Raw genomic sequence first — 25,359 nt, forward strand, 5'->3', positions numbered from 1 at the left:
TATGCGTCGCGCGTGCCGCTTGTGCAATGGGTCAGAACGGTCCGCCGGGCAACGACGCAAGTGTGAGAAAGGGCACACACCGCAACCGGAGATTCGGGCCAAGGTAGCGGCTCCTAACCAACTGCGTATCCACGAAGATATGACTGAGTCGATAGCTTCAAGACTTTTGAAATTTCTAAAAAAGGAATGATTATGCGCATGACCCGTGTTTTGACTGCCGCTGCTGTGTTTGTTGGCCCGACATTCGGTCAGGCGCTCGCCGGCGAAGTCACCGGCGCGGGGTCCACGTTCATCTTTCCGATTCTGACGAAGTGGTCCGCCGAATACGCCACCGCGACCGGAACTCAAATATCGTACCGCCCGATTGGGTCCGGCGCAGGCATCGCGCAGATCAAGAGCGCTGCGATGGACTTCGGAGCGTCGGATGCCCCGCTGACACCGGGAGAGCTTCGGAAAGCCGGGCTCGGGCAATTCCCGCTCGTCGTCGGCGGCATCGTCCCGGTGGTCAACATCGAAGGCGTGAAGCCGGGCGATCTGAAATTCACCGGCCCGATGCTGGCGGACATTTTTCTCGGCAAGATCAAGACCTGGAACGATCCGGCGATCGTGAAGCTCAATCCGGAGCTCACCCTGCCCGCCGCTCCCATCACCGTCGTCCATCGCCTGGACGGCTCCGGCACGACCTTCAATTGGACCAACTATCTCGGCAAGGCGAGCCCGGAGTGGCGTGAGAAAGTCGGTGAAGGCACATCCGTCGATTGGCCTGTCGGCGCCGGCGGCAAGGGCAACGACGGCGTGGCGACCTTCGTCAATCGCACGCGGAATTCCATCGGTTATGTGGAGTATGCGTTTGCGCTCCAGAAGAAGTTGACGTTCGGGTTGGTGCAAAACAAGGCCGGCAAGTTCGTGAACCCCAATGCGTCGAGCTTCCGCGCCGCGGCGGCGAGCGCCGACTGGACTTCCGTGAAAGACTTTTATCTCATCATCACCGATGCGCCGGGAGACGAGGCCTATCCCGTCATGGCGACATCGTTCATCCTCATGCACAAGATGCCAAGGGACATCGCGCGTATGAAATCTGCCTTGAAATTCTTCCAGTGGGCGCTGGAAAAAGGCCAATCGCAGGCCTCTTCGCTCGATTATGTGCCGCTGCCCGATTCGCTCGTCGATCAGATCGAGATGTATTGGAAAGAACAATTCAACGCAGCGACGAACTGAGCAATCTGTGCCTATGAGCGTGGTCATCCATCACAATCCGGATTGCGGCACCTCACGCAACGTCCTGAAGGTCATCAAGGCGGCAGGGTACGAGCCCACTGTCATCGAGTATCTCAAGATCGGATGGACGCGGCCCCAGCTTCTCGGCCTGCTCGCGGCCGCCAGCCTCACACCGCGCACGGCGCTCCGCGAACGCGGGACGCCGGCAGCCGAACTGGGCCTGCTCGAACCGGGGGCAAGCGACGACACAATCCTGGACGCGATGATCATGCATCCCATCCTGGTCAACCGTCCGATCGTCTGCACCTCGCGGGGCGTGCGCCTTTGCCGGCCGAGCGAAGCTGTCCTTAACCTCCTGGATCGCTTGCCGCCCGGTCCCTTTCACAAGGACGATGGCGAACTGCTCATCGATGCTGACGGCAAGCGCGTCCTTTAGGCGCAAAGGCTGCCGATCGAACCCACCACTGCGGACCGTTCGGCCTGACGCTATGGGACGCCATCGACGGCCGGTCGTCTGAAACCCATCGCCATCCACGCACCGAGCAACTTCAGCATGAACTTCCCGGAGAAGCTCGGATAGTTGGCCAGGTCGTCGGGCAAGGTCACGCCGCTGGGTCGTTCGCCAGTCATCATCCGCATGGTGGCCGGCGGCATGTCGCTCGGAAGGCGGCCACGATAGACCGTGAGCCAGTGCCCCTTGGTGAAGTCGAGAAACATCGCGGTGTTGCAGCAGCGCGCGAACATTCGCCTGGTCGGCGACTCCGGTTTCAGCCGCCGCTCCTCCAGAAGGTTGCCGCCCTGGACGCAGCGGACCCGATCTTTGCGATAGAGCACGTAGTCCGTGCCGCCATCCTCGGCCAGAACAGGATCGACGCCGGAAGCCGCTTGATACCGGCGACCTGCCTCCTGGCAGCTCGTGCAATAACAAATGCTTCGCAAAATCGGAGCCCCGACGATCAAGAGCTTGACCTTGCCGCAGCGGCACGACGCGGAGACATGCTCATTCGTCATTTCGGTTGCCTTTGCACTCAATAAGTTCGCGCGAGGCTTGTGTCTGCTGGAACCACTTCCACACTACGATGTTACTGACACGGCGACCACGGTTGGGTGAACCGATCGCCGGCAGTAGCGGCCTCCACCGCTCGACCCGGTGGGGGCCGTTATTTTTTCGGAACTCGAATCCCGCCAGCGATTTGAGTGTCGAAGTACGAGCAAAGCAACACCGGCTCTGAATACGGGCCCGGCCGCAGCCACGGTGGGGCCTTTCCTTTGTTTGGAGATGGATGAGTGACATGCGCCACTCATCCTGCCGGCATCCCGCGCATAGAGTGCGGCGGGCTGAAGTGAAGCACCTATCGCCCCCAGCGAGCCTCTTATCCGACAAGGGGCCTCGCTGGACCACCTTATTCGACGCTCGCTTTTCAGATCCCGCAAGAAACGACGCGGCGGCAAACAGAATACCGAGCACGAGATCTACCGCTCCGACAATAACGGGCCCAGCATCGACGCGGCCAGCAGCGGCGAGCCAGAGCCGATGGCGCAGAGGTCGTCGCGTAAAACGGAGCCAGGCTACGGCGCGCGTTGGGTGACCGGCTCGCCTGGCGTTTGGAGAGGGATGCTCTCCATGAGCCGCGAAATGACCACTTGCAGCACGGCATAAGCGAAGCCGGGATCTTGATAGTAAATCTCTTTGACCTTGGCTGCCGTCAATTCGAAAAACTCGCAATTCGATCTGCACTCGATCGTCGCCATTCGCTTTTGATCGCGCGCGAGCACACCGATCTCGCCCACGACGTTGCCCGGCCCGAGCACCTTTCCGAGCTCCTTGATCTCAATCTCGCCGCTTGAGAGATAATACATGCGGTCGGCACGGTCGCCTCGCCTGACCAGAACATGACCCGCCGGATACTTATGCCGCGACATGAACGGCAACAACGATTGTATCGATAGCTCGCCCGACTGCGCGCTCGCCACACCGCGAACCAAACGTCGAATCTGCAGCAACCGGATCGTGTTCACCGGGAGCAGGATCAGGTGCAACACCATGATCGGCCAGATATGAGCCACCGCCCCAAAACTGCAGAACAGGACATTGCTGACAATGCCGGCGATACGAAGCGGGATCATCGTGGTCATGCAAAACGTCGCAAGAACCGACGCCGACGCGACGTAACTCAGTATCGTGACCCACATGGACAGGATCCTCGAGGCAGTGGCTGGGCAGGCATGCTAGCCAAATCCGACGGCCCGGCAACGACGCCGCCTGAGTGCGAAGGACCCTAGGGCACATCGACTTTTTTGGACGACTGCAGTGGCGAGGACACAGGCTGTTGGCCTTTGCCAATCACCTCATCGGCACTGTGAAAAAGGCCGGTGGATGCTCGAAATTCATCGTATACGCAGCAAGTGTTTGCGGAGATAAACCAACCCCGGTACCAGACTGGACCGGTGGCGCGAATGCCACCTTGGTGTTTTCTAAGTGCAGAATTAAGCCCTCGCCGCTACGATGCGTGCGAGAGCCCGAGTGTTTCAGTGATTGGGTGGAGTGATGACCAGGTTTGGTTTCGCGGGACTCATGGTTCTTGGAGTCGCCCTGGCGTGTCACCAGTCCCCGGCCAACGCGCAGTCCGATGGCGCCCGTTCGGATGAAACTGCCAACCAGGGAAGTGCCGCGGAGCGCAAGGTCAGGGTCGTTCTGCCCAGCCCCTACAAGCAGGCCGACATAAAGCCGGCCAAGCCCGTCCAACCGGCCGTTTCGACGCCGGCCGCGCAGAAAGCCGCTTCAACTCCGTCGGTAATCAAACCGGTCGCCACAACCCCGCCCCAGGTCGCAAAACCGGTCATCCCGGTTGGCGAAAGCCCAAGCACGAAAGCGCCTACGCCCGGCCAGGCGGTCCAGGCTTCGACAAACGCTGCCCCGGCGGAGCCTCAAGCCGGCAGCGCTTTGCGCAAGCCCTCGAAGCCGGTCAACCTACCGACCGAGAAGCAGGTCAACGCACCGAGCGAAGATCAGGCAACCGGCGAGCACGATTTGAACCTCGCTTCGCTGGCCGATTTGAACAGTTTGGGCGGCGGGATGATTGGACGGGCCATCATCGCGGGCCGGCCTTACCATTCGCCCGACGAGTTGGTCACGCGGCGCATTCTCTCCCGAGCCACCTACTCGCTCATCAGAACACACATTAGCGTCCGGTCTTCGGCCCGGTATTGATCGGCGCCAAGGTCCTGACGCCGAGCGCCGGAGCCACATTGGCTCGGCGTTGCAACAAGCCCGGCAACTCACGGCAGGGTCTTTTGTCCTGGCACGTCAGTTGCTTTGCATCGCCTGTTCTCTCCGAAGAACATCTCTGGCGAAGTGAAGCACCTCTCGACCAGCACCTCAGCCCCGCTTCGGCGGGGCATTTATTTTCCCTGTGTCTGGCGGGTTCGTTTGACCCATTCTCGTCACGATCGGCCGCATAAAGGGTCTCGGGCTGCGGTGAATCACTCATGCCCCCAGCGAGGCCCGGATCCCCGCCGGACGATGGGCCTCGCTGGACCCTTTAAATCGGAAGTTCTCCTCGAGAACTTCGACCCTTTCCCTCGCTTCACCCAGGGCTTGCATCGCGCCGCCGAAGTTTTTCCACCGCTGGCATGAGTTCCATGTGGACCAGTCACCGGCACCTCTCCGAGCATGGTAGTCTCGACCGGACCGCTTTGATGGCTCGCAGCCGGCGGCAAACGGGTGAGCGTTGGAACCCGCGAATTGTGAAAATTTGTTTCTTATGGGGGACGTGAAGAAATGCACAGAATTTCAATCGCAGCCGTGATCGCGGTGCTGTCGACGCAGTGTTACGCGCAGGGTGGGCCAAACGACGGTCAGTGCGAACAAGTGCGTTCCGCCATCGCGCAATATGGCCTGCAGGCCGCACGCAAGCACGCCATGGCGAATTACGGCCTGTCGGCCGAGGATCTCCGCCGGGTTGAGCAGGAATGCGGCATCGGTGGCCGCAGCCGGCGAAGCAGCCGATAAGGCCCCAATCGAACTAGAAGACGCCCACGAGACGGCGAGCACGCGCCGTTACCGCGCAGCGTCCAAGCGGATGACGCCAGTCGGCCCGTTCAACGATAGATCTGATCGAAGATGCCTTCGGGCGCGAAGTGCTTCGGCGTCACCCTCTGCCAGCCGCCGAACACCGGATCGTCGATGGTCAGAAACCTGATCGACGGAAAGCGTTTCAAGTCCTGCGGATCGGCAAGCGCAGGCTCGGCTGGGCGATAGTAGTTCTTGGCGATCAGCTTCTGGGCCAGGGGGCTGTAGAGATACTCGAGATACGCCTGAGCAACCTTGGTGGTGCCCTTCGCCTCCGTGTTGCCCGGCACCAGAGCCACGGACGGTTCGGCCTTGATCGAGAGCGGCGGGACGACGATGTCGAACTTGTCCGGCCCGAGCTCGTTGATGGCGATAAACGCCTCGTTTTCCCAGGATAGCAGCACATCGCCCATGCCGCGCCGCGCAAAAGTCACCGAGGCTCCGCGTGCGCCCGCATCGAGCATCGGAACGTTTCGGTAAAGCGCGGCAACGAACTCCTTCATCCTCGCTTCGTCGCCGTTGAAACGCTCCGCCGCGTAGCCCCAGGCCGCGAGATAAGCCCATTTCGCGCCGCCAGAGGTTTTCGGATTGGGCGCGACGATTTTCACGCCGGGCAGCAAAAGATCATCCCAATCCTTCAGATGTTTGGGATTGCCCTTGCGAACCAGGAAAACGATCGTCGACGTGTAGGGCGTCGAGCGGTGCGGCAGCAGGCCGCGCCAGTCCGGCGGAATCTTCTTGGTCGCCTTGGCAATGGCATCGATGTCGCCCTCGGACGCAAGCGTCACCACGTCTGCCTTCATGCCGTCGATCACGGCGCGCGCCTGCGCGCCAGATCCTCCGTGCGACTGCTGGATCGTCAGCGTCTCGCCCGACTGCCGCTGCCAGTATTTGACGAATTCGATGTTGTAGGCGCGATAAAGCTCGCGGGTCGGATCGTAGGATACGTTGAGCAGATTGCCGCTCTGGGCGTGAGCACCCGCGGCCAACGAGACGGAAAGAACCAAGCTCGCAATCGACTTGCGCATCGGCTTCTCTCTACCGCTTCCACCTGATGCCCGCCAAGGCAACAGGAGCCGATGGTAACGCAGCCGTTGTAAAAAAGCTTTGAATCCTCCGGCTGTTCGGACACGAGGCCGATTTCGGCACCCTTTTGCCGGCGGCCTGGCACGAGCGCGCCATGGCGATTGCGGAGCGGATGGCAGTTTTGCCGGCCATCGGCATTCGCCCGCTCGATATTTCCGACGACCGTCGGCGCCGTTCATGGACAACTGCGCGCGAAACTGCTTGCAGATGAGCGGCCGAATCAAGATTCTGTCGCCATGGTCAAGTCGGCAAAACTTGTCGCGGTTCAGAGGCGAGGCCGCCAGGTGCTGCTGGTGCGTCGTCGCAAGGACAAGCGCTGGATGTTTCCGGGCGGCAAGCGCAAGCCGCTTCTCAAGGAGTCCGCCAGGGCATGCTTGCGAAGGGAATTGCGGGAAGAACTGCCAAAGCTGAAAGTGGGGCGCTTCCGTCGATGGAAAAGCCTGAGCGGCAGGAATCGCTATTCCAGCCGCCCCATGAGCGATGCCGTGTTCCTTGCCAAAGCCGTGGGTTCGCTCCGCATCGGTGCGCCAAAGGAGATCGATAGAGCGGCTTGGCGCAATCCCTGGAAAACACGACTGACGCCCACCTCGAAACACATTCGAGACAAGCTCGTTTCCACCGGGCACCTCAAGAAGCGGTAACGTCGACTCGGATTGCGCGCCTAGCGCGACTTCCAGAACGGCACGCCCGGCCGTTCAGAGCGCGGCTGAAAACCGACTGACACTCCAGCAACCATGCACCACTTCGCTGCGGCGCTTGGCAGCTCCCTCTCTCCGCCTCATCCCTGAGGAGCGATCGAAAAGACCGCGTATCGAAGGATGAGGCGGTCCCCGGTGTTGGATGTCCGGGCAGCTGTGTTCTTTACGATGCATTGCATCGCAGCCAGGTGTAAGCGGGCTGCGCCAGCTAATGGCAATGCTCCTCAGAACAAAGCCGGGAGAGAAAACGGCGCTCCCTACCCCAACGCCATCGCCTGGATCACCGGCAGATCGGGCGTGTAGGTCGACGCGGCAACAGCCGCGCAAAACAGCAGCCCCACCAGCGACCATAGAGCGACAGTCAGAAGATCGGCCGGAATGCGCCTCGGCCGCGGGGTCGATGAAGCGAAGCGATAGTCCGAAATCGACGTCATAACGGACACCTCATTCCAACGCCCTTCTGCCCGACGACGACGTTACGCCTAAAGAATCCATTCGCAACATCAATGTTTTTATGGAAATGATAAGGGGGGATTATCGTCATGCGGGCGCTCAACCTCGACCAGCTCAGGGCCTTCGCCGAAGTCATCCGCCACGGCAGCTTCACGGCTGCCGCGAAGGCGCTGAACCTCTCGCAGCCTGCCGTGACGCATCAGGTGCAGGAGCTTGAGCGCCGCTTCAAGGTCGCATTGGTGGAGCGGATCGGAAAGCGCGCCTATCTCACGCAGGCCGGCGAAGCGCTGCTCGAGCACACCCGCCACCTCCTCGACGAGAGCGAGCGCACGCTCGTCGACATGCGCAAGTTCGACGACGGCTGGCTCGGCCGCGTCCGCATCGGCACCAGCATGACGGTGCTGATGTATGTGCTGCCGCCGCTCTTGCGCCAGCTCAAGACCAGACATCCGCAGCTCGAGCTGACGCTGAAGGCAGGCGTCACATCGGGCACGCTGCAGATGCTCAAGACCGGCCAGCTCGATCTTGGGCTTTGCGCGATCCCCATCAACGATCCGGCGTTCACCGTCACGCCGCTGTTCGACGACGAGCTCTACGCGATCTTCCCGACCGCGCAGCAGGACCCGACGCTGAAGGATCTGCCGCGGCAGGCCACGCCGGCCTTCATGGCAAAGTGCCCGTTGATTTTAGGCACCGAGCATGCGGCGCTGCGCCGGACCATCGTCGAATGGCTGCAAAAGGCAGGCCCCGCGCCCAAGCCGATCATGGAATTCGACAATGTCGAAGCCATGAAGAGCATGGTGGCGGTCGGGCTCGGCACCTCGATCGTGCCGGGGCTTTCGCTCGGCTCCGGGCACGTGCCGACCGACAACATCCGTGCCTTGCCGCTGAACCCGCGCGCCAAGCGGCGTGTGGGCCTGGTTCAACTCAAGGGCAGCCGCAGCACCGAAGGCGTGAGGCTGGTCGCGGCGGCGCTCAAAAGCCTCGATGTCGGCAAGCAGGTGCGCGAGGCTGTGAATGCACTGAAGGGAGGCTGATCCCCAAAAGCAGCGCCCCGTCTCAGCGGAGACGGGCGCTGCTTTGTTGGTCGCATGTTGTGGACGTTCAAACCACGTGCAGCAACATCAGCAACAGGATCAACGTGATTGGCATTCCTAGCAGCCATAGAATGACGGGCATCTTCGCCTCCTGAATGTTTAATGGGTTCGCGTGAGAGTGTTGCGCCAGCCCGGCTCCCACCAGCGTGAATCGCGCAGGACACCGCCTTCCACCGCACCCAGCATCGCGAACACCGCGCCTGCGAGCATCGCGGCGGCGAGCCACAGGGCGAAATGAGCGGCGGCTTTGCGGGCCTTGTCGGTCGCCTCCTTGACTTCGTTGAGCGCCTGATCAGCGCGCTGCTCGGCGTCGGCCTGGTTCAGGCCGGTCCGTGCGGCGATCACGCGGGCCATGTAGGTCCGTGTGGCCGGCGAGAGTTTGCCTTCGCGCAAGCCCGTTGCCGCCGCGCGCTTCATTTCGTCACGGAAGTTCGGATTGTCGAGACGAGCCGGAGAACTCGCCGATGCGTCTGGGCGCAGCATCGCATCGACCAGAAGATCGGAGGGATCGCTTGGCGCAACAGCGGAGACCGCAGGCGCGACGCCGGGCGCCGCCCCCGCCACCAGATGCGTGATGGCGCCGCCCAGCACGCCGATGCTGAACACTGTCGCCAGGGCCCAGGCGACGAAACCATGCGCCGTGTCCCTGAAATAAACCTCGTTGTCGTTCAGTAGTGCCCAACGGGAGCGGAGACGGCCCGCCAGATAACCTCCGACGGTGGAGGACAGCATGGCGACGGCAATCATGAAGAGACCGGCGCCCACGCTGAACGTGGAAGCCGAAACGCCCTGGTCGCTCCAGGGCGACACGACGCTCAAGCCAAGGCCAACGCCGAGCGCCAGCAAAAGAAGTGTCATCGCCGCCGACGCAACGGCTCCGGCGATCACTGCGCCCCAGGACAAGGTGGTTGCGTCTGCGGCGATATCGGTCTCGACAACGGGTGCCATGGTCTCATCTCGTTTGAACCCAGATGGAACCAATAACGCGACGCTGCTGTGCATGTTCCCTCACCGCAATGATCTTGTGTAGCGCGTGCGTTTCAGGGCTGCGCTTCAAGAGCTGCGGCGATGCACGCGCCCGATCGGCTTGCTTCAATGACTGTCGGTCCGGCCGAGCATGTCCGCGAGCTGTCCGAGCAGCGCCGCGATAACCTCGCGCCCGCGCGGCGTCGCAAGCGAGCGCGAGGGACGGTTTACGCGGTTCACGCGGATCAGCCGGCGCGCCACCAGCGCGCGCAAGGTCTCTGTCTCGCTGATGCGAACGCCCCGCTCGCCGGATGCATGAGCAACCAACAACGACACCATCGGACGCGTCAGTTGAACTCCGTCAACGACGGTCACTCCCTTCAACACCTTGGCCCGCACGCACTCCCCCACCCCTTGAGGCAACGGTATCGACAATTGGCGCGGTGATGATCAAGGGGTGCCGGAGCGAAAACCGGCAAGCGTGACACATTTGCAATGCCTGGGTGACACATCCGCAAGACCCGGAAGCCTTATGAGGAGCGGACTTCGAGCTGTGTTCGATACAGGACATGGGAGGAACGTTGCGCGCTGCCATGTGTTCTCGCTGCGAAAAGCGAGGGACGACAAGCACATGCCGAGACTGCTAGACCAGAACGAACGCAAGGAACGCAAGACGAAGCAGCAGGAAGAAGCCCGATCGGCTCGGGCGGAGTACCGCAACCAGCAACTCGACATCCGTGAGCGCACCGCCCGCCTGCGCGCGCTGCGCCTGGCCAGGCAGACCGATCGCAAAGGCGGCGCGCAACGGAACGCCTGAGGGTAAGTCAGGGAGTCCGCTCGCGGCGGCTAGATTTGCGCGTAGGCCGTGAACACGAGCAGCAACGACAGCGCGGCGACGATCGCCATGATACGGGCTACCCGGCGCTCGGATGCGATGGCCGCTTCGTTCAACATCGGTGTTCACCACTCAAGAATGATCGTCATGAAAGTCAGCCGGACGAAAGCTTGAGGCCGCCTGGTCCGGCGGCGGCCCCCAGCTTGACGTCAGACGCTAGAAATCGGTCCAGGCGTCGCCACGCCAATAGCCGCGGCCTTCGTGTTCACGCCACGAGTACTTCTCCTTGGGTCCCCATTTCCAGCTGTCCTCGTGGATCGTCACGTGAGCACTCGGCGGATAGGCATATCGTTCCTTGGCGTGCCAGCAGACGCTGCCCGAGCACACGATCGCCGCCGACGCCGACGTTGCGAGCGCGAACAGCGCGGCGGCGCTCACGCCAGTCCCGACGATCAGATTTCGAAGCTTCATGGTTCACCTCTGGTTTTGCCCAGACCTGATCGTCAACGGAGCTGGCTAGTCGAGGTTCCGAACACACAAACGCTGACTGGTGAAATGATCGCCGGGCATCGCGCTACGCCAGCGCGGAACCTCCCCCGGCTCCCTCGGTTGCCGTGGCATGGACGCGATCTTGGGATTTGTCTTCGGCATTGGCGGGATCGGCTTGCTCGCCGCGATCGCGGCATTCCTGATTGGCTGGTACGTCATCGCAACCAGAGCCAAGAAGCTGAAAGAAACCACCTAGCGGGGGATCAAGACGATGTTCTGGTTGCCGTCAATGATGCTTGATGCGGGCGTGGTGATCTCGAAACGCCTGCGCATTCTTTCCAAGGGTGGCAAGCGCGCGGCCCGCGAGAGCGGTCGCATGGTCACCGAGAAAATGATCGCCGCCGCGGAGGCGGGCCTGATCCTTGGCACCGGCGGCAGCACCACCAAGGTGATGAAAAACTGTCGCAAGCGCGTCCGCGCCAACGCGCGGCGCCTCAAGTAAAGCCAGCACATCGCTCAGGCCTTCGGCTCACTTGCGCGCCCTAAGCCTCGGCGCCGTTCATCTCCGAGATGCCGCGCGCCTTGCGGTGCTCCTGCTGCTTGAGATTCTCGATAATCTCCTCGGACTCTTCCTCGATGCCCACCAGGTTATTCCGCGCTTTGTCCAGCGCGAGGATCAACTCGTCGAGCTTGACCTGCAGCGCGGCCGTGTCGCGGTTCTGCGTGTTCTGGATCAGGAACACCATCAGGAACGTGACGATGGTCGTGCTGGTGTTGATGACGAGTTGCCAAGTATCGCTGAAATGAAAGAACGGCCCGGTGACGGCCCACACCACGACGCTGCCCGTGGCAAGGAGGAACGTCGCCGGCTTGCCCGAAAGCTGCGCGGTCCGATTGGCGAACCACGAAAACCAGGAGCGGCCGCCCGACTGAGAGGCACCGATCTGGCTGACAGGCAGGCCCGCACGCATATTGTTGGTCCCTATAAAGTCGCCTGATGAACCCAATGGCCGCGAGCGAGTTCCTTTGATCGAGACCGAGGACCGCATGGCGCCGAAGAAAACCGACGCAACGACACCCTGCAGCAAGTGCGCAGGCACGATGACCATCAACATGATCCAGCCTCTACCGATGGAGCCGGACTTCATGCAGCACACCTTCGTGTGCGCCGCCTGCGGCGAGGTCGCGAAGTTCAAGTTCAGGAAGGGCTGAGCGAAGGCGCACCCCTGGCGAGCGAGCGGCATGACACGCAATGCGTGTCAGGCGCGCTTTGATTCTGTCCCCTGAGAATAATGTCTCAAAACTACGGAGACTTGCCGGTGCCGGCCAGCAGATACCTCTGTCAATCGACACACCCCACTGTGGAGCGACATATCATCGCGTGCACTGTTGTTTTTTTATCGCGGTGACTGCATTTCCGGTTGAATTCGTTGGGCAACCCATTGTTGCAATTGACAAACGTCAGGCATGATCCGCAATTGGCAAACGTGGATTGTTTTGGCTGACGGGGGTTGGCTTGAGGGCAGTTGACTGGTTGCGTTCCACCAGCGCTCTGACGGGCGCGTTGGGACTTCTGCTGGCTCCGCTCGGTGAAGCGGCTGCGCAAGATGTGTTCGCGGGCGCGTTCACGTACCAGAACAGCACGGTGTTCAAGCCGGCCGTCGATGGAATCAATTACCGGGCCGAGTTGTTCGGCGGATCGTTTACCGGCCTGGGGCTCGCCGCCGCTCGCGGCGTGTTTGCCGTCCCGGTCACCAAGCAGACCGGCGCACAACTCGACCTTCTGGGCGGCAGCCTCGGCGGCTACGCATTCGGCAACTTCGTCGGTCGTTATTTCTGGCGCGATCCCAACCGGGGCATGCTCGGCCTCTACGTCAGCGAAACCGGCTGGAACCGCTTTGGCGGAATCTATGCAACCCAGATCGGACCCGAATTTGAACTCTATTGGGGCCGGTGGACGTTGCGGGGCGTAACGGGCGTCGAGTTCGGCAATTCGGGTTCGGGCACGTCGACGTCTTCGACGACCTATCAAATCCTCGACGGCATCCAGACAAACGCGTCGACCTTCACTGAAGGCTATGACGTCAGGACGCGCTTTTTCGATCAGATCAATCTCTCCTATTACCTGACCGACAACTGGCAGGCGTTCATCGGCCACCGCTATCTCGGCGGCAAGAATGCGCTGGCGCTCGGCACCGAGTACGCACTGCCGCTCGGCCACAACCGCCTTGTCTCGCTCTTCGCGGAAGGCCGCATCGGATCCAGCAGCTTCGAAGGCTACTGGGGCGGACTGAAGTTCTACTTCGGCAACGGCGACAAAACGCTGGTCCGGCGCAACCGCGAAGACAATATCCAGCCGTGGGACAATCTGTTCAGCATTCTCGGCAATCACAACAGCAACAGCTCCTCGTCAACCAACCTGAGCTGCAACAACGGTCCCGGGCCGTCGCCCGGCACGTGCGAAACCTTCGTCGCTAATTAGCGCGCGGACCGCTACTCGACCATCGACAGGTAGGGCGTAAGCTTGCCTCCCGGCCCTTTCGGGAGCGATGGCATCGGCGACAGCCGCACCCGGACCGTGGGGTGGAATTTCTCTCCGATATAGACCTGGAGGCCCGCTTCGTCGGGCTCGCGGTCGTCGGCCGCCACGTAGCGAAGCTCGAGCGTCCAGCGGTCGATCTGAACCAATTGAAATTCGCGGCATGAGAGAAACGGGCTGGGGTCGAAATTGCCGATGCGCGGCCACATGCGCGTGCCGTCCTCGAACACGAAACTGTACCGCGTTCGCCCTTCGATCTGCGCGATCACCGGCAATGTCATGCCGCACGGACACGTTTCGGGTCCAACCGTCGCAACGTCGCCGATCGCATAGCGGATGAACGGCATGGCGTAGTTATAGAAGCCGGTAACCACGACCTGCCCCAGTTCGCCGGGCGCGGCGACGGTGCCGTCCTCCCGCAGGATCTCGACCAGCACGTTCTCCGACATGACGTGATAGTGCGGCGTGCGTGGACATTGCGTGGCGATGTAGCCGACCTCCTGGCAGGAATAGATCGCGACCAGCGGCGCGCCGAAGCGTTTCGGAACGCTCTCGCGGGCCAGCGGCAGGACCGTCTCGCCAAACGCGAGAATCGCCTTCAGGCTGAGCTCGCGAACCTGCGCTTCGCTGACGGCAAAGGCGAGCGCCGTGGCGTTGACGGGCGAGGTCGACAGATACGCCGGCTTCTTGCGCAACAGCCATTCGATCTGATCCTCGACCGGCGTGAACATGTCGAGTTCGTGGACTTTCGATTTCGGATGCGTCAGACACCAGCCCTGGCTGTCGCGGCCCTCGGGATATGACACCGGCGCACCTTCGAGATGGATGACGATCTTCGCCATCGTGGCGGCCGTATCGATTCCCCACCACCGTGCCGTGCGCGCCAGCGCGGCATTGGCCGCAGCCATATTCAGAGAGTTGAACAGGATCTGCAGAGCCTTCCCGGTCGTGCCGGTCGTCGTGCCTTGGTACACGGTGCCGGCCTCGGCCGGCAGGCTTTGGCAAAGCATCATGTCGCGGTTGGCGACCGCGTCGGCGCGGGTCACGATCGGCAGCTCCTGCCAGCGCGACAGATCGATCTCGTCGCCGCGAAACAGACGCGACAAGCTGTCCCGGTAGAACGGAACGGTATCGTGCGCGTGACGCAGCAGCCGTTTCAGCAGCCATTCCTGGTAGCTTCGAAGCTGCGCCGCCGGCGCACGCTCGCTCGCCTGGAAGGTCTTCTGCAAGTGGCCGATGGCGGCGCCAAGCCGGGGATCGTTGTAGTCCATGGGCTCCGAGTGAGCTGCTCCGAGAGGCGTGTGCCGAATAGCCGCTTTGGCCAGCGCGCGGCGGTCTGTAACATATAGCGCTGGCCCGATCAGTGGATTGGCACTATCACCCGCCTCATGAATAAAAGTGATATCTTTGCCAAGCTTATCCGCGCCTGGGACCTTCTGACACCGCCGTTGCGTCCCAACAGCGAGGTCGTGGCGGCCATCGGTCGCGAGCTTGGCGGCAATCGTGGTCCCGGTCTGTTGCTCGGCGCGACCACGGAGTTCGCCGGGCTGATCGACGACATGGTCGCGATCGATATCAGCCCGACGATGCTGTCTGCGCTTTGGCTGAAGAATGCCGCTCACCGCCGAGCGGTGGTCGGCGACTGGCGGCGCATGCCTTTTGCTGCGGCGACTTTCTCGGCCTGCATTGCCGATGGCAGTCCGACCCTCATGCGCTGGTCTGAAGAACTGCAGCTCTTCCTCGAGCAGGTCGCAGCCGTCTTGCGGCCCGGTGCGCCCGCCGTTTTCCGGGTGTTCTCCGCGCCGGATCGGGCCGAAACGATGGCCACGATCAAGGACGCATCCATGAACCGCACGATCGGAAACTTTCACGCCTACAAATGGCGGATCGGCATGGCGCTGGCATCGAAGGACCGCCAATTCAACACGACGTTCGGCGCGATCTATGACGCGTTCGACGCCATGTTTCCCGATCGCGGCCGCCTGGTGCGGGATACCGGATGGAGCCGTCCGCAGATCGATGCGATCGAGCAATACAAGGGCGCCGACTCGTTGTTGAGCTTTCCGCCTCGCGCCCCCCTCGCAGAACTCGCGTCAAAGTCTTTCGAGGGCGTTCGTTTTGTCGATGCCGGAACCTACGAGCTCGCCGACTGTTGCCCGCTCCTCGTGATGCAGCGCCGTTGAACTCCGTCCCGCCGCTAGGCTCCGACCGAACTCAAACCGCTCCCACTATGCAGCCCTGGCTCATCCTGCTTTGCTACTGGTTCGGGCCATGGCCCGACTGGATGAATTTCTTCGTCGAAAGCTGCAAGTGGAATTCCGGCGTCAGGTGGCGCATCCACACCGACTGCCGCGAGCCGGAGAATAAGGCCGATAACATCAGCTACGTTCACATGAGTTTCGCGGACTACAAAGCCCTCGTCCGAGACCGTCTCGGTATCGCGTTCGATCCGTCCGATCCGGACAAGCTCAGCGACGTCAGGCCGGCTTTCGGCTTTCTTCACGAGCAGGATACGGAGGGCTTTCCGTTTTTCGGCTGGGGCGATCTCGACGTGGTCTACGGCGACATCTCGCGTTTCTACGGACCGCGGCAATTCGCCAATGTCGACGTGGTGTCCACGCATCCCGAGCGGCTTTCCGGCCACTTCACCGTGTTGCGCAACATCCCCTCGCTGCGCCGCGCCTTCGAGGAAATTCCCGACTATCGCGGGATGCTCGAATCTCCGAGCCAGCTCGGTGTCGAGGAGAACCAGTTCTACCAGGTGTTCCTGAGGTCCAGGGCGTTCCGCCGCACGTCGTTCGTCGAACGCCACAGCACGGTGCTGAGCCCGCGCGGCTGGCACGACGGCACCATGAACTATCCGCAGCGCTGGTTCTGGCGGCGCGGCCATCTGACCAACGAGCGCGACGGCAGCCGTGACTTTCTCTACCTGCATTTCATGCGCTGGAAGTCGACGCGCTGGATCAACAACCCGCCGCTGCCCGGTGAAGGCGCGTGGGTCGGGCGCAAGTTCGTCGATGCGGACTGGCGTCGCGCGGCGACCGAAGGTTTCTGCATCAGCCCTGCAGGCTTCACCGCCATCGGCGCGACGAGCGCGATCTCTTGATGCTTGCGGCACAGCGGCCGGCTGGCTCAGCCCTCCCGGAACCAAAGGAAGAGATCGACGTTGAAGCGAGCACTCACCGGGCGCGCAAATGATCCAATTGCTCAAATCGCTATTCGACTACCTTCTGGGCACGCCGAATCCGGCGATCCTGAAACGGCAAGAGATATATGCCCGACAGCAGCGCTGGCTCGACTATCTGACTCAACCCGGAAAATAAGGCGCCTGCCACGACGGCGAACGATCGTAAGCTCAGGCCTCGATCTGCCCGCCTATTCGAACACCACGCCAGTCTCGATGCCCTCCTGCCAGGTGGTTTTGCAGGCCCGGGTCACGTGTCCGTCAGCGGTCAGTTGCACGGCAAAGCGCTCCGGCAGATCGATCGGGCCATCGAAGATAATGGTCGCGCCGGTCACCGACAGGTTGGTGAGTTGGCAAGGATAGGTCTCCTCGCCGATCTTCACGAAGCCCGCGCGATTGAAGCCATGCGGAGAACGCTGACGCATGCCCGCCATTTCCCGGATTGTTGCTTTCGAGACCACCGACCCTAAGACGCACGACGGCCAGGAGAAATCCGGGGAAATACGTAAATGCGGCGGCGTCACACCACCTTCCGCAGCGCGTTCAGCCCGATGCGTAAACTCCCGTAATCCTCGGCGCTGAGTTGCCCCGGCGACCAGTTTTCGACGCACACACCGTAAGTCACCTGCCAGACGCGCTTGCTGTGCGTGCGGCTCACCTCCATCAGCGCATCGAAGCAGCGCTGGAAGCGCCGCCGCACGCGCGCGATCTGTTCGGCGTCGTCCTCATGCGACGAACCGCCCAGGCCCATCAGCATCAGGCTCGGCGACGGCACCGACAGCCGGTAGCCCATCACGGCTGCGTGCTGATGCACGATGCGGCAGAAGCCGTCGCCGGCATTGAACTGCTCCTCGGAAATGCCACCGGGATCGGCCTTGCCGCGCAGCCGCAGGATGCCGAGCGTGAAGCCGGACATCCGGTCGGTCGCGGTGCGTTTCGTGACCTCGCGCCAGCCGAGCTTCGTCATCTCCATCTTGCGGAACGTCAGCGGCACCCCCGCTTCGCGCAGCCTCCGCTCGCGCGCCGTGAGCGTTTCGGGATGAATCCCCTCCTCGCTCCGGCTCTTGCCCGACGCGTCGCGCCGCACATTGGTCTTGCGTGGCCGTCCCATCAGCGCGCCTCCCCGCAGATGTTGAACCAGTAGCCGCCAAGTGCATCGAGCGGCGGATCGATCCTGTTCTTGGCCCGGTAGTCGGCGGCGTACAGGTCGAAATCCGAGGAGCCGGACTTGAGCCAGATCGTGCCGCGACGTTTGCTGACGGCGCCGTGTGTTGGCCATTCCCTTTGCCGTTTCATTTTTCCAAACGTCCCTGTTCTTTCTTCTTGTGACTGTGATTGTGGAAGCATCGCCGGCGCATCGGCGATGCCGTTGATTTCGCTCGCATGGCCCCAGCGTTTGCCGGCACTCTGCCTGGCGTTTGCGCTGCGCTTGTCGGTCTTCTGCCGCTCGGCATCGAGGCGCGGGTTGCGCCAGCAATTGTCGTCGCCGAGCGTCCAGAAGCGATCGAGCAGCGGCGGCACGATGCGGTTGAAGGCATGGCCGTGCATCGCGGGCAGCACCGCGCGGATCAGGCGCATGTCGTTCGGCAGCGCATTGTCGGCGCGCTGCCATGCCGTCATCAGCAGCAGGAGATAGCAGCCGTGCTGCTCCAGGCTGAGATCAAGTGTGCCGCCGCGATAGTCGGCGACGAACAGCGGAAACCACGGACGGCGGCTCATATGGCGCTGCTCATGCGGCGGTGTCGCGGAGCCAGCGGTCGGCCGGCGCCGCGCCCGGGCCGAAGGCACGGACCGGCAGCATGTTGAAGTTCCTCGTGACGTTCTTCGCATCGGAGGAGGCACGCGGCGGCCTGAGGGCGCGCTGAAGATGCGCAGCGCAGTACGACGCATGGCCGGATCTTTCGGCGCCGCAAAAGAAGAAATCCTCGGCCTGCGGATCTCCCACCGGCCAATGGCAATCCCTGGGGCCGAGCGTCAGCAGCGTCTTGCGCTGTTCGAACGGAATGAGCGCGTCGACCACCGGCGGCACGTCGGGAATCAACGGCATGCACGGGTTGATCGTGACCGGCCACGGGCTTACGGCGCGCGGCCGCATCGAACGGGCCGGATCGTGGCGCGAAAGCTTTTTCAGACCGAGCCGCCGCGCCCGGCCGAGGACGGCGCTGCGTGTGCAGCCGCCGCCGATCAGTTCGGCGATCAGCGAAGCGGACATCCGGCCGCGGTTCTCGATGATGATGCGGTCGTGCTCCTCGCTCCAGATCATCTGCTGGCGCGGCGGCGCCGTGGCGGGGTCTTGCGATGGCATGGCTGTCCTCCGGGTCACGGGGCGATTGCTTTGTGTTCCCTTTTTGTTCTTTTACTCTAGTTGCAATTTTGGAGTCAACCAGACTTGCATCTAGTGATAGAGACCGAGCTTGCATTTAGTGTAAAATCAACCCCATGCCCGGCCGCGTTCAATTCAAGAAAACCCCTCGCCGGCCGACCTTCGTGCGGCAATGGCGCCAGTATCGCGGCCTGTCGCAGGAGCAACTCGCCGAGCGGCTGGACATGTCGGCCGCGCAATTGTCGCGGGTCGAGACCGGCAAGCAGCCTTACACGCAGGACTTCCTGGAGGCCGCGGCCGCAGCGCTGAGCACCGATGTACCAAGCCTGATCATGCGCGACCCGCTGAAGGAAGACCCGAACGACCCCAATTCGATCTGGTCGCTGTGGGACCACGCCAAGCCCGGCCAGCGCCGCATGATCGTGGACATCGCCAAGACGGTGACCAAGACGGGGACTTGAGGCGGAACGCGCCTGGGCCTTTCGCGGTCTCGATCCAAGGCCCTGCCCTGAACGTTCGAGAATCATACCGATTCATTCATCGAGGCCGATATTTTACACTAGATGCAATTTCTCTTGACGTTATTTCCATCTAGTGTAATAATCCCACCCATGCTCGATCCGGTCTATTTCCTCGAATGCGACCACGGCAAAGCCGGCTGCGACTTCACCGGCGACCGCGAATGGACCCGCCGCAACGTCGCGGACTTCGTCGTCAGCGGTGAGAAGGGCAAGGTCCTGAAGGTCCTCGAAGCCCGCGAGGACGAGCACAGGTTGACTGACGTTACCGAAGACATCGCCCGCGACATTGCCGACCGCTTCTACGCCGACCGCGAGCCGGTGCCCTACGAGCTGCAGAGCTTCCTGCACGCCCATCTCGGCGTGACATCGACGCGCAATCTGGTGCTTGCCGCATAGTCTTGACGCTGCGTGGCGTTGTTCACGCGCTGTCCGTTCTCTGAACACATATTCAGAAAATTGTTCGGAACGATTCCACACGTCTGCGCATTCTCTCCGGCGAAATACAACACCAAGGAGATCGACATGCGTAAGATCATCGCTTCCGTTATCGCGCTCGCTGTGCTGGGCATCGCGGCTCCGATCGCTGCGACTTCATCGGCCGATGCGCGGACGGTGATCATCAAGAAGGATCGAGGCCATCACTACGGCTGGAATCGGGGCCATCACTACGGCTGGAACAAGCACCGTGGGGATCGTCCGCGTCACCGTGGCACCAAGGTCATCATCCATCGCTGAGCGACGACCTGGTAAGAGGAAGCCCCGCCTTTCGAGGCGGGGCTTTCCTTTTTGAAGCTGTCTCGTTGACCGATGCGCAACCGCCGACCGGGCGCACCGCGAACTTTGAACGCTGCTAGGCGCGATGCAGCACCGGCCAGAACCGGGCTGCGACTCCGGGCCGGCCGTCTCGCTCGCCGGGAAGGAATTGCGGACGCGGGGCGTGCGGCGTAATCGCGGCAAGGTCGCGTGCCTGCCACTGCCGGCGTAACGCGTCAGCCTCGATGGCGAGATCGGCCGCGAGCTGGCGCAGCAAATTCTTGACACGCGGAAACGCACTCGCATCCGCGAGACAAATGCAGTGCGAGGAATGCCATTCCAGGAGATGCGGGAGGTCGCGCGGGCCGACGTGATTGAAACGGCTCGCGCCGAACTGATCGTCCACGCCACGTCCCCCTTGCTTGCTCAAGATACCGTCGCGATGGTGGCCTCTGGTGAGGCGAAAGTTTGACGCGACCGCGAACTTGCTGCGGTCGTGCCCAGGGAACTTCCGGCCTATACAAATACCGCCGCGCGGTACATGCTGCGTACATGGCCAAGAAAACGACCTTGAAAGCGACATCGAAAGCTGCGCCGAAGGCGGCGGCGAAAGCCGCGCCCCGGCGAAAGCGCAAGCCCACCTTCGGCATGACCTACATCCGCACGTGGCGCAAGAAGCGCGGACTGAGCCTCGAGTTTCTCGCGGTGCGCGTCGGCAAGCGAGTCGGGCACATGACACATGCAAGCCTGTCGCGGATCGAGCGCGGCCTGCAGCCTTATTCGCAGCCCATTCTCGAAGCGCTCGCCGAGGAGCTCACCTACGGTGACGTCGCAGCGCTTCTGCTGTGCGACCCGACCGAGCCCGACAACATCTGGTCGATCTGGGACCGCGCGAAGCCCGCGCAGCGCGCGCAAATGGTCGAGGCGGCCGCCGCGATTCTCAAAGCGGGGATGTAGGCTTCGGCATCGGCGGTGCGCCCGGCGTAAGGGCGAATCGAAGCAACCGAAATCAGCCGAAAAGAAAAGAGGCCGGGCAATGCCCGGCCTCTTTCGATTTGCTTGCTGATCGGGATTACATCCCGGGCCAGCCCGAGAAGCGATAGTTGATGCCGACCTTGACCACCTGAATTTCCTGCCGAACGGTCTCGTTGATGATCGTGCCGGTGCAGGGCGCGTTCAGACAGACTGTGCTGATCCCATCGTGGCCCAAGTCGATGTAGTTGTATTCGAGCTTGGCCGACCAGTTCGGCGCAAACATATGTTCGACGCCCGCGCCGACCACCCAACCCCAGCGCACTCCGCTGTTCTCGCCGAGCAGTGCGCCGCTCTGAATGTTCGAGACGCTGAATGTCCTGTCAGCAAAAGCACCGCCGCCCTTCACGTAGAACAGCGTGCGATCAGCGGCGACACCGAAGCGGCCGGTCACCGTTCCGAGTGCATCGATTTTCGAATGATGCGAGATCAGGCTGGGAGTAACAGGATCAAGATTGTCGCCCTTCAGATCGGCCCAGCCGCCATCGGCTTCGATACCGAACACCCAGATTCCAGACTGGAAGTTCGCACCGAGCGTGCCGCCCGCGAGTCCGCCGCGCGCAATGTGGCTGCCTTCGTCCTGAGCAACGGCGGCCGGGATGCTTGAGTCGAAGAACTTGCCGGTGTTGGCCCAACCGTAACCGCCATAGGCACCGATGTAGACGCCGGTCCAGGTCATCGCTACGACCTTGGCCGGAGCCTTGGTCACCATCGGCAGGTCGGCCGCTTGTGCGGCGCCCACACCCAACGCGGCGGCCAGCAAACTCGCGATGCAAATACGCATGTGAAAGCCCCCTGTTCTAATGCGAGTGATTTTAAAGCGCGAACCGACGGGAACAACCGACTGCGCGGCATTTCCCACGATTCGTGAGGGGAATGGAACAGAATCCAACTGAGCGTGGCATTCCGGCCACGATTCTCGCTTTCGCAGCGCACCCCGATATGACCGCCATCGGCATCGGCTCTGTCTTCTTGTGATAAATCAAAGACATCGCCTTCGGCCGCATGGAGACAACTTTCATCAAAAATGCAGCACCCCTGTCCAATTCCGCATGCCCGTCATGGCGTACAAAGCCTGAGAATCACGTTGGGGAGAGCACCGCATGTTTCGCTTCACGATCGCAGGACTTCTGGCAGTCCTCGCCGCTGCCGTCGCATCGCTCGCGCCGGCCGCGAATGCCGCCGAGCCGCGCATTGAGAGCCGCTTCGCCGAGGTGAACGGCGTGAAGCTGCACTATCTCGTCGCCGGGCAAGGCTCGCCCGTCATCCTGCTGCACGGCTATGCGCAGAACAGCCACATGTGGCGGCCGCTGATTCCGAAGCTCGCCGCGACTCATACCGTCATTGCGCCGGACCTTCGTGGCTTCGGCGGATCGGGCAAGCCCGCGAGCGGCTACGACAAGAAGACCATGGCGCAAGACGTCCATGCGCTTACGCAGTCGCTCGGATTGAAGCGCGTGGGCATCGCCGGCCACGACATCGGGCTGATGGTGGCCTATGCCTACGCCGCGCAATATCCCGACGAGGTCGACCGCATCGTGCTGATGGATGCGTTCCTGCCCGGCATTGGCGACACCACCGGCATCTTCCTGCTACGCGACTTGTGGCACTTCCACTTCTACGGCGAGACGCCGCTGAAGCTCGTAGCCGGCCGCGAGCGCATCTACTTCGAGCATTTCTGGAATGACTTCGCGGCCAATCCGAAAAAGTCCGTGTCTGAGACCGACCGCCGGTTCTACACCAAGGCTTACGCGCAGCCCGGCGCCATGCGCGCGGGCTTCGAGGTGTTCCGCGCCTTCGATCAGGACGCCAAGGACTTCGCCGAACTGGCGAAGACGAAGCTGAAGATGCCGATGCTGGTGCTTTCCGGCGAAAAGGCCGGAGGGCAGTTCCTGATCGATCAAGGCAAGATGGTCGCCGACAATGTCGAGGGCGTGATCGTGAAAGGCTCCGGCCACTGGCTGATCGACGAAGCGCCGGACCAGGTGATCCCGAAGCTCGTGGAGTTCTTCAAGCCGTAGAGCCCCAGGCGAGGGCTCAAAAAAAACGGAGAGCGCTGCGAACGGGACCGCGTGAGCCGCGTCGATAGTCGCGGTTAGACGATCATCTCCATCATCGCATCGACGACGCGCTGCGGCTCGAACGGCTTTGCGAAAAAGCGGCTGCCCTTGGGCAAGTCGGGAGAGGTGACGATGCCCGATGTCACCACGATCGCGACCGGCGGCCAACGGTCGCGAACCGCCGCAGCGAGCTTCACGCCGTTCATCGTTCCGGGCATGTCGACGTCCGTGAACACGATGCAGATGTCGTTTCGTGCCTCGAGAAGCCGGATTGCGGCATCGGCATTGACGGCGGTTAGCGTTCGGAATCCGGCGTCTTCGAGGAAATCTATGGCGTTGAGAAGCAGCAGCGGGTCGTCCTCCACGATGAGGACAGTCACCTTGTCGCCAGCCGGAATGGTCATGGTATCCGCTGCCTCCTAACGATCCACAATGAGAGACAGTGGCGCGCGGAAAACTGCACTGAAGCCCGTCGAAGTATAAGCGAGTTCGGCTTGGCCCGTTCCCGCAATGCCCAACTTTATCAGCCGGGTGCCGAAGCCGCCCCGTTCCGGCTCCTGGGCGGCCGGGCCGCCGAACTCCCGCCATGAGAGCACAAGATCGCTGCCGTCGATCCGCCAAGTCGTCTCAACGCCGCCTCCCGGCATCGATAGCGAGCCGTACTTGACCGCGTTGGTGGCAAGCTCGTGAACCAGCAGCGACAACGAAAGCGCCGCCTTGTCGCCGAGTCGGACGTCCGGGCCGGCCACGAAGAACCGACCTGCGTCGGCGTGCAACTCCATGACCGCCGTCAGCACGTTCCTGAGGTCGGCGCTGCTCCAGCTCGTCTGCAGCAGGATGTCATGGGCACGGCTCAAGGCCGTCACGCGCCGGTTGAACGCTTTCACCGCTTCCTTGTCGCTCGCGCCGCGCATGGTTTGGGTCGCGATGGCCTGCACCATTGTCAGAGTGTTCTTCAGCCGGTGGCTCAGCTCGTGATTGAGAACCTGCTGCCGGTCGTCCGCTTGCTTCCGCTGCGTGATGTCCTGGACAACACCAATCATGCGTACTGGCTGGCCGCGCGGATCACGAACGAGTTCGCCGCGACGGGAAATCCAGACGACGGTCCCGTCCGGCCGCTTGATCCGGTACTCGATCGTCGGCGCCAGCTGACCGAGAGCGCGCGCCGACTCGTTGGAGACGATCGCCGCATCGTCGGGATGCACCATTCGTTCGGCTGCCGATGCCGGGATGAGACGCGACACCGGCAGCCCAAAGATGATGCAGAACTGCTCGCTCGGCCGGATCTGGTTGGTCGCGATGTCGATCTCAAAAGTGCCGATCTGGCCCGCCTCTTGCGCCATCCGCAGCCGGCGCTCGTTGTCGTGCAGCCGCGCGATCAGACGCTCGCTCGCGGCCTGCCGGCGTTCGAGCGCATCCTGCTCAGTCTGCTGCTGCGCGATCGTGCCTTCGGCTTCGGATGCCGCCCTGCGCAGTTCCAGGAGCACCATGACCTGCCGCGACAGTGCCTCGAGCCCCGCCACCTGCTCCGACGTCAGGCCTTGCGGCCGAGGCTCCAGATCGATGACGCACAGCGTGCCGAGCGGCTGGCCGTCGAGCGAGCGCAAGATCGCGCCGGCATAGAACCGGATGTGCGGCTCGTCCGTGACAAGCCTGTTCCAGGCCGTTCGTCCGTCCTTGGTGAGATCGGGGATGATCAGTGTGTCGTTCTGTGCGATCGCATGTGCGCACACCGACTGCTCGATCGGCGTCTCACACATTTCGGTGCCCAACGCCGCTTTGAACCATTGGCGGTTGGATTCGACGAAGCTGACCAGCGCCACCGGCGTCTGGCATACCTGCCGCGCGAGCATCACCACGTCGTCGAACCCCGCCTCCGGCAACGTATCCAGAATGCGATAGCTGCCGAGGGTCGCAAGCCGTTGGGCATCGGTTACGATTTCGGGGATTTCAGGCATATCGAAGCTGGTTTTGGGGCGACGGGCGGTCGTCGGACTGGCCAGTATTAGGCCGAACCGGCCCGGAAAGTTCCA

Annotated in this window: 35 protein-coding genes; 18 read left to right on the forward strand and 17 right to left on the reverse strand. The window is 62.3% G+C overall.

What is annotated here, in order from left to right:
* The first annotated feature begins 198 nt into the window (after nt 1-198).
* Both pstS and arsC read left to right on the forward strand, forming a co-directional pair.
* Complete coding sequence (gene pstS, locus RHPLAN_RS25430) at nt 199-1,218, forward strand: phosphate ABC transporter substrate-binding protein PstS (RefSeq protein ID WP_068031833.1); 1,020 nt, start codon at nt 199-201, stop codon at nt 1,216-1,218.
* Nucleotides 1,219-1,231: 13 nt separating this feature from the next.
* Complete coding sequence (arsC, locus tag RHPLAN_RS25435) at nt 1,232-1,654, forward strand: arsenate reductase (glutaredoxin) (protein ID WP_068023810.1); 423 nt, start codon at nt 1,232-1,234, stop codon at nt 1,652-1,654.
* Between the two features lie 50 nt (nt 1,655-1,704).
* Here arsC and RHPLAN_RS25440 read toward each other — a convergent pair whose 3' ends face one another.
* Nucleotides 1,705-2,229, reverse strand: coding sequence for a GFA family protein (locus RHPLAN_RS25440; protein WP_068023819.1), 525 nt, complete (start codon nt 2,227-2,229; stop codon nt 1,705-1,707).
* A 558-nt stretch (nt 2,230-2,787) separates the two neighbouring features.
* Complete coding sequence (locus tag RHPLAN_RS25445) at nt 2,788-3,354, reverse strand: Crp/Fnr family transcriptional regulator (RefSeq protein WP_198164487.1); 567 nt, start codon at nt 3,352-3,354, stop codon at nt 2,788-2,790.
* Nucleotides 3,355-3,766: 412 nt separating this feature from the next.
* Between RHPLAN_RS25445 and RHPLAN_RS25450 the strand changes: the two genes are divergently transcribed.
* Both RHPLAN_RS25450 and RHPLAN_RS25455 read left to right on the forward strand, forming a co-directional pair.
* Entirely contained in the window at nt 3,767-4,429 is a 663-nt protein-coding gene (locus tag RHPLAN_RS25450; RefSeq protein WP_068023830.1) for a hypothetical protein, read from the forward strand.
* 570 nt (nt 4,430-4,999) lie between these two features.
* Nucleotides 5,000-5,230 carry a hypothetical protein gene (locus tag RHPLAN_RS25455; RefSeq protein ID WP_068023833.1) on the forward strand — a complete coding sequence of 77 codons (231 nt, stop codon included), beginning with the start codon at nt 5,000-5,002 and terminating at the stop codon, nt 5,228-5,230.
* An 89-nt stretch (nt 5,231-5,319) separates the two neighbouring features.
* On the opposite strand, the gene RHPLAN_RS25460 is transcribed toward RHPLAN_RS25455, so the two are convergent.
* Nucleotides 5,320-6,318, reverse strand: a complete 999-nt coding sequence (locus RHPLAN_RS25460; RefSeq protein WP_068023836.1) for a sulfate ABC transporter substrate-binding protein — start codon at nt 6,316-6,318, stop codon at nt 5,320-5,322.
* Between the two features lie 294 nt (nt 6,319-6,612).
* On the opposite strand from RHPLAN_RS25460, the gene RHPLAN_RS25465 reads away from it, so the two are divergent.
* On the forward strand, nt 6,613-7,017 hold the full coding sequence (locus RHPLAN_RS25465; RefSeq protein ID WP_068023840.1) for an NUDIX domain-containing protein: 405 nt from the start codon (nt 6,613-6,615) through the stop codon (nt 7,015-7,017).
* A 314-nt stretch (nt 7,018-7,331) separates the two neighbouring features.
* On the opposite strand, the gene RHPLAN_RS39660 is transcribed toward RHPLAN_RS25465, so the two are convergent.
* Entirely contained in the window at nt 7,332-7,508 is a 177-nt protein-coding gene (locus tag RHPLAN_RS39660; RefSeq protein WP_157100473.1) for a hypothetical protein, read from the reverse strand.
* A gap of 108 nt (nt 7,509-7,616) precedes the next feature.
* Here RHPLAN_RS39660 and RHPLAN_RS25470 point away from each other — a divergent pair, with 108 nt between their 5' ends.
* Nucleotides 7,617-8,564 carry a LysR family transcriptional regulator gene (locus RHPLAN_RS25470; protein WP_068023843.1) on the forward strand — a complete coding sequence of 316 codons (948 nt, stop codon included), beginning with the start codon at nt 7,617-7,619 and terminating at the stop codon, nt 8,562-8,564.
* Nucleotides 8,565-8,723: 159 nt separating this feature from the next.
* Here RHPLAN_RS25470 and RHPLAN_RS25475 read toward each other — a convergent pair whose 3' ends face one another.
* Together RHPLAN_RS25475 and RHPLAN_RS25480 are read right to left on the reverse strand one after the other, a co-directional pair.
* Nucleotides 8,724-9,626 (reverse strand): hypothetical protein, encoded by a 903-nt coding sequence (locus RHPLAN_RS25475; RefSeq protein ID WP_237179913.1) that lies wholly within the window; start codon nt 9,624-9,626, stop codon nt 8,724-8,726.
* Between the two features lie 90 nt (nt 9,627-9,716).
* On the reverse strand, nt 9,717-9,989 hold the full coding sequence (locus RHPLAN_RS25480; RefSeq protein WP_157100474.1) for a hypothetical protein: 273 nt from the start codon (nt 9,987-9,989) through the stop codon (nt 9,717-9,719).
* Between the two features lie 232 nt (nt 9,990-10,221).
* Between RHPLAN_RS25480 and RHPLAN_RS39665 the strand changes: the two genes are divergently transcribed.
* Nucleotides 10,222-10,407 carry a hypothetical protein gene (locus RHPLAN_RS39665; protein ID WP_157100475.1) on the forward strand — a complete coding sequence of 62 codons (186 nt, stop codon included), beginning with the start codon at nt 10,222-10,224 and terminating at the stop codon, nt 10,405-10,407.
* Nucleotides 10,408-10,641: 234 nt separating this feature from the next.
* Here the strand turns inward: RHPLAN_RS39665 and RHPLAN_RS25485 are convergent, their stop codons facing one another.
* Complete coding sequence (locus RHPLAN_RS25485; RefSeq protein WP_068023852.1) at nt 10,642-10,896, reverse strand: hypothetical protein; 255 nt, start codon at nt 10,894-10,896, stop codon at nt 10,642-10,644.
* 148 nt (nt 10,897-11,044) lie between these two features.
* Between RHPLAN_RS25485 and RHPLAN_RS40815 the strand changes: the two genes are divergently transcribed.
* Nucleotides 11,045-11,170, forward strand: a complete 126-nt coding sequence (locus tag RHPLAN_RS40815) for a hypothetical protein (RefSeq protein WP_257730306.1) — start codon at nt 11,045-11,047, stop codon at nt 11,168-11,170.
* A 33-nt stretch (nt 11,171-11,203) separates the two neighbouring features.
* Nucleotides 11,204-11,416 carry a hypothetical protein gene (locus RHPLAN_RS25490; protein ID WP_237179914.1) on the forward strand — a complete coding sequence of 71 codons (213 nt, stop codon included), beginning with the start codon at nt 11,204-11,206 and terminating at the stop codon, nt 11,414-11,416.
* 40 nt (nt 11,417-11,456) lie between these two features.
* Here RHPLAN_RS25490 and RHPLAN_RS25495 read toward each other — a convergent pair whose 3' ends face one another.
* On the reverse strand, nt 11,457-11,885 hold the full coding sequence (locus RHPLAN_RS25495) for a low affinity iron permease family protein (RefSeq protein WP_068023856.1): 429 nt from the start codon (nt 11,883-11,885) through the stop codon (nt 11,457-11,459).
* A 76-nt stretch (nt 11,886-11,961) separates the two neighbouring features.
* Here RHPLAN_RS25495 and RHPLAN_RS25500 point away from each other — a divergent pair, with 76 nt between their 5' ends.
* Both RHPLAN_RS25500 and RHPLAN_RS25505 read left to right on the forward strand, forming a co-directional pair.
* Complete coding sequence (locus RHPLAN_RS25500) at nt 11,962-12,126, forward strand: hypothetical protein (RefSeq protein ID WP_157100476.1); 165 nt, start codon at nt 11,962-11,964, stop codon at nt 12,124-12,126.
* Nucleotides 12,127-12,448: 322 nt separating this feature from the next.
* Entirely contained in the window at nt 12,449-13,396 is a 948-nt protein-coding gene (locus RHPLAN_RS25505) for a hypothetical protein (protein WP_157100477.1), read from the forward strand.
* Between the two features lie 11 nt (nt 13,397-13,407).
* Here the strand turns inward: RHPLAN_RS25505 and RHPLAN_RS25510 are convergent, their stop codons facing one another.
* Nucleotides 13,408-14,724 carry a phenylacetate--CoA ligase family protein gene (locus RHPLAN_RS25510; protein ID WP_068023865.1) on the reverse strand — a complete coding sequence of 439 codons (1,317 nt, stop codon included), beginning with the start codon at nt 14,722-14,724 and terminating at the stop codon, nt 13,408-13,410.
* 117 nt (nt 14,725-14,841) lie between these two features.
* Here RHPLAN_RS25510 and RHPLAN_RS25515 point away from each other — a divergent pair, with 117 nt between their 5' ends.
* Together RHPLAN_RS25515 and RHPLAN_RS25520 are read left to right on the forward strand one after the other, a co-directional pair.
* The gene (locus RHPLAN_RS25515; protein ID WP_068023868.1) at nt 14,842-15,636 is read left to right on the forward strand and encodes a class I SAM-dependent methyltransferase; all 795 of its coding nucleotides are present in this window, start codon (nt 14,842-14,844) and stop codon (nt 15,634-15,636) included.
* A 47-nt stretch (nt 15,637-15,683) separates the two neighbouring features.
* On the forward strand, nt 15,684-16,559 hold the full coding sequence (locus tag RHPLAN_RS25520; RefSeq protein ID WP_068023871.1) for a DUF6625 family protein: 876 nt from the start codon (nt 15,684-15,686) through the stop codon (nt 16,557-16,559).
* A gap of 269 nt (nt 16,560-16,828) precedes the next feature.
* Here RHPLAN_RS25520 and RHPLAN_RS25525 read toward each other — a convergent pair whose 3' ends face one another.
* The 4 genes from RHPLAN_RS25525 to RHPLAN_RS25540 all read right to left on the reverse strand — a co-directional run bounded on the left by RHPLAN_RS25525 (nt 16,829) and on the right by RHPLAN_RS25540 (nt 18,942).
* Entirely contained in the window at nt 16,829-17,062 is a 234-nt protein-coding gene (locus RHPLAN_RS25525) for a PilZ domain-containing protein (protein ID WP_198164488.1), read from the reverse strand.
* Between the two features lie 95 nt (nt 17,063-17,157).
* Nucleotides 17,158-17,748 (reverse strand): hypothetical protein, encoded by a 591-nt coding sequence (locus tag RHPLAN_RS25530; RefSeq protein WP_068023877.1) that lies wholly within the window; start codon nt 17,746-17,748, stop codon nt 17,158-17,160.
* Nucleotides 17,748-18,356: a YdaU family protein gene (locus tag RHPLAN_RS25535; protein WP_198164489.1), complete on the reverse strand. Its 609-nt coding sequence runs from the start codon at nt 18,354-18,356 to the stop codon at nt 17,748-17,750. Before RHPLAN_RS25535 ends, RHPLAN_RS25530 begins: the two co-directional genes overlap by 1 nt.
* A gap of 10 nt (nt 18,357-18,366) precedes the next feature.
* Nucleotides 18,367-18,942: a GcrA family cell cycle regulator gene (locus tag RHPLAN_RS25540; protein ID WP_068023884.1), complete on the reverse strand. Its 576-nt coding sequence runs from the start codon at nt 18,940-18,942 to the stop codon at nt 18,367-18,369.
* A gap of 134 nt (nt 18,943-19,076) precedes the next feature.
* Between RHPLAN_RS25540 and RHPLAN_RS25545 the strand changes: the two genes are divergently transcribed.
* The 3 genes from RHPLAN_RS25545 to RHPLAN_RS25555 all read left to right on the forward strand — a co-directional run bounded on the left by RHPLAN_RS25545 (nt 19,077) and on the right by RHPLAN_RS25555 (nt 20,216).
* On the forward strand, nt 19,077-19,421 hold the full coding sequence (locus RHPLAN_RS25545) for a helix-turn-helix domain-containing protein (protein WP_068023886.1): 345 nt from the start codon (nt 19,077-19,079) through the stop codon (nt 19,419-19,421).
* 150 nt (nt 19,422-19,571) lie between these two features.
* Nucleotides 19,572-19,877: a hypothetical protein gene (locus RHPLAN_RS25550; RefSeq protein ID WP_068023889.1), complete on the forward strand. Its 306-nt coding sequence runs from the start codon at nt 19,572-19,574 to the stop codon at nt 19,875-19,877.
* Nucleotides 19,878-20,003: 126 nt separating this feature from the next.
* The gene (locus RHPLAN_RS25555; protein WP_157100479.1) at nt 20,004-20,216 is read left to right on the forward strand and encodes a hypothetical protein; all 213 of its coding nucleotides are present in this window, start codon (nt 20,004-20,006) and stop codon (nt 20,214-20,216) included.
* Nucleotides 20,217-20,331: 115 nt separating this feature from the next.
* On the opposite strand, the gene RHPLAN_RS25560 is transcribed toward RHPLAN_RS25555, so the two are convergent.
* Nucleotides 20,332-20,640: a hypothetical protein gene (locus RHPLAN_RS25560; RefSeq protein ID WP_068023894.1), complete on the reverse strand. Its 309-nt coding sequence runs from the start codon at nt 20,638-20,640 to the stop codon at nt 20,332-20,334.
* Between the two features lie 146 nt (nt 20,641-20,786).
* On the opposite strand from RHPLAN_RS25560, the gene RHPLAN_RS25565 reads away from it, so the two are divergent.
* Nucleotides 20,787-21,191 carry a helix-turn-helix domain-containing protein gene (locus tag RHPLAN_RS25565; protein WP_068023897.1) on the forward strand — a complete coding sequence of 135 codons (405 nt, stop codon included), beginning with the start codon at nt 20,787-20,789 and terminating at the stop codon, nt 21,189-21,191.
* 115 nt (nt 21,192-21,306) lie between these two features.
* Here RHPLAN_RS25565 and RHPLAN_RS25570 read toward each other — a convergent pair whose 3' ends face one another.
* Nucleotides 21,307-22,050, reverse strand: a complete 744-nt coding sequence (locus tag RHPLAN_RS25570) for an outer membrane protein (protein ID WP_068023899.1) — start codon at nt 22,048-22,050, stop codon at nt 21,307-21,309.
* Nucleotides 22,051-22,369: 319 nt separating this feature from the next.
* Here RHPLAN_RS25570 and RHPLAN_RS25575 point away from each other — a divergent pair, with 319 nt between their 5' ends.
* A complete protein-coding gene (locus RHPLAN_RS25575) occupies nt 22,370-23,287 on the forward strand; it encodes an alpha/beta fold hydrolase (RefSeq protein WP_068023901.1) in 918 nt (305 codons plus the stop codon).
* Nucleotides 23,288-23,361: 74 nt separating this feature from the next.
* Here the strand turns inward: RHPLAN_RS25575 and RHPLAN_RS25580 are convergent, their stop codons facing one another.
* Entirely contained in the window at nt 23,362-23,730 is a 369-nt protein-coding gene (locus RHPLAN_RS25580) for a response regulator (protein ID WP_068023904.1), read from the reverse strand.
* Between the two features lie 15 nt (nt 23,731-23,745).
* Nucleotides 23,746-25,284 (reverse strand): sensor histidine kinase, encoded by a 1,539-nt coding sequence (locus tag RHPLAN_RS25585; protein ID WP_068023907.1) that lies wholly within the window; start codon nt 25,282-25,284, stop codon nt 23,746-23,748.
* Nucleotides 25,285-25,359: the final 75 nt, after the last annotated feature.

The sequence above is a fragment of the Rhodoplanes sp. Z2-YC6860 genome (genome assembly GCF_001579845.1).
Classification (GTDB): domain Bacteria; phylum Pseudomonadota; class Alphaproteobacteria; order Rhizobiales; family Xanthobacteraceae; genus Z2-YC6860.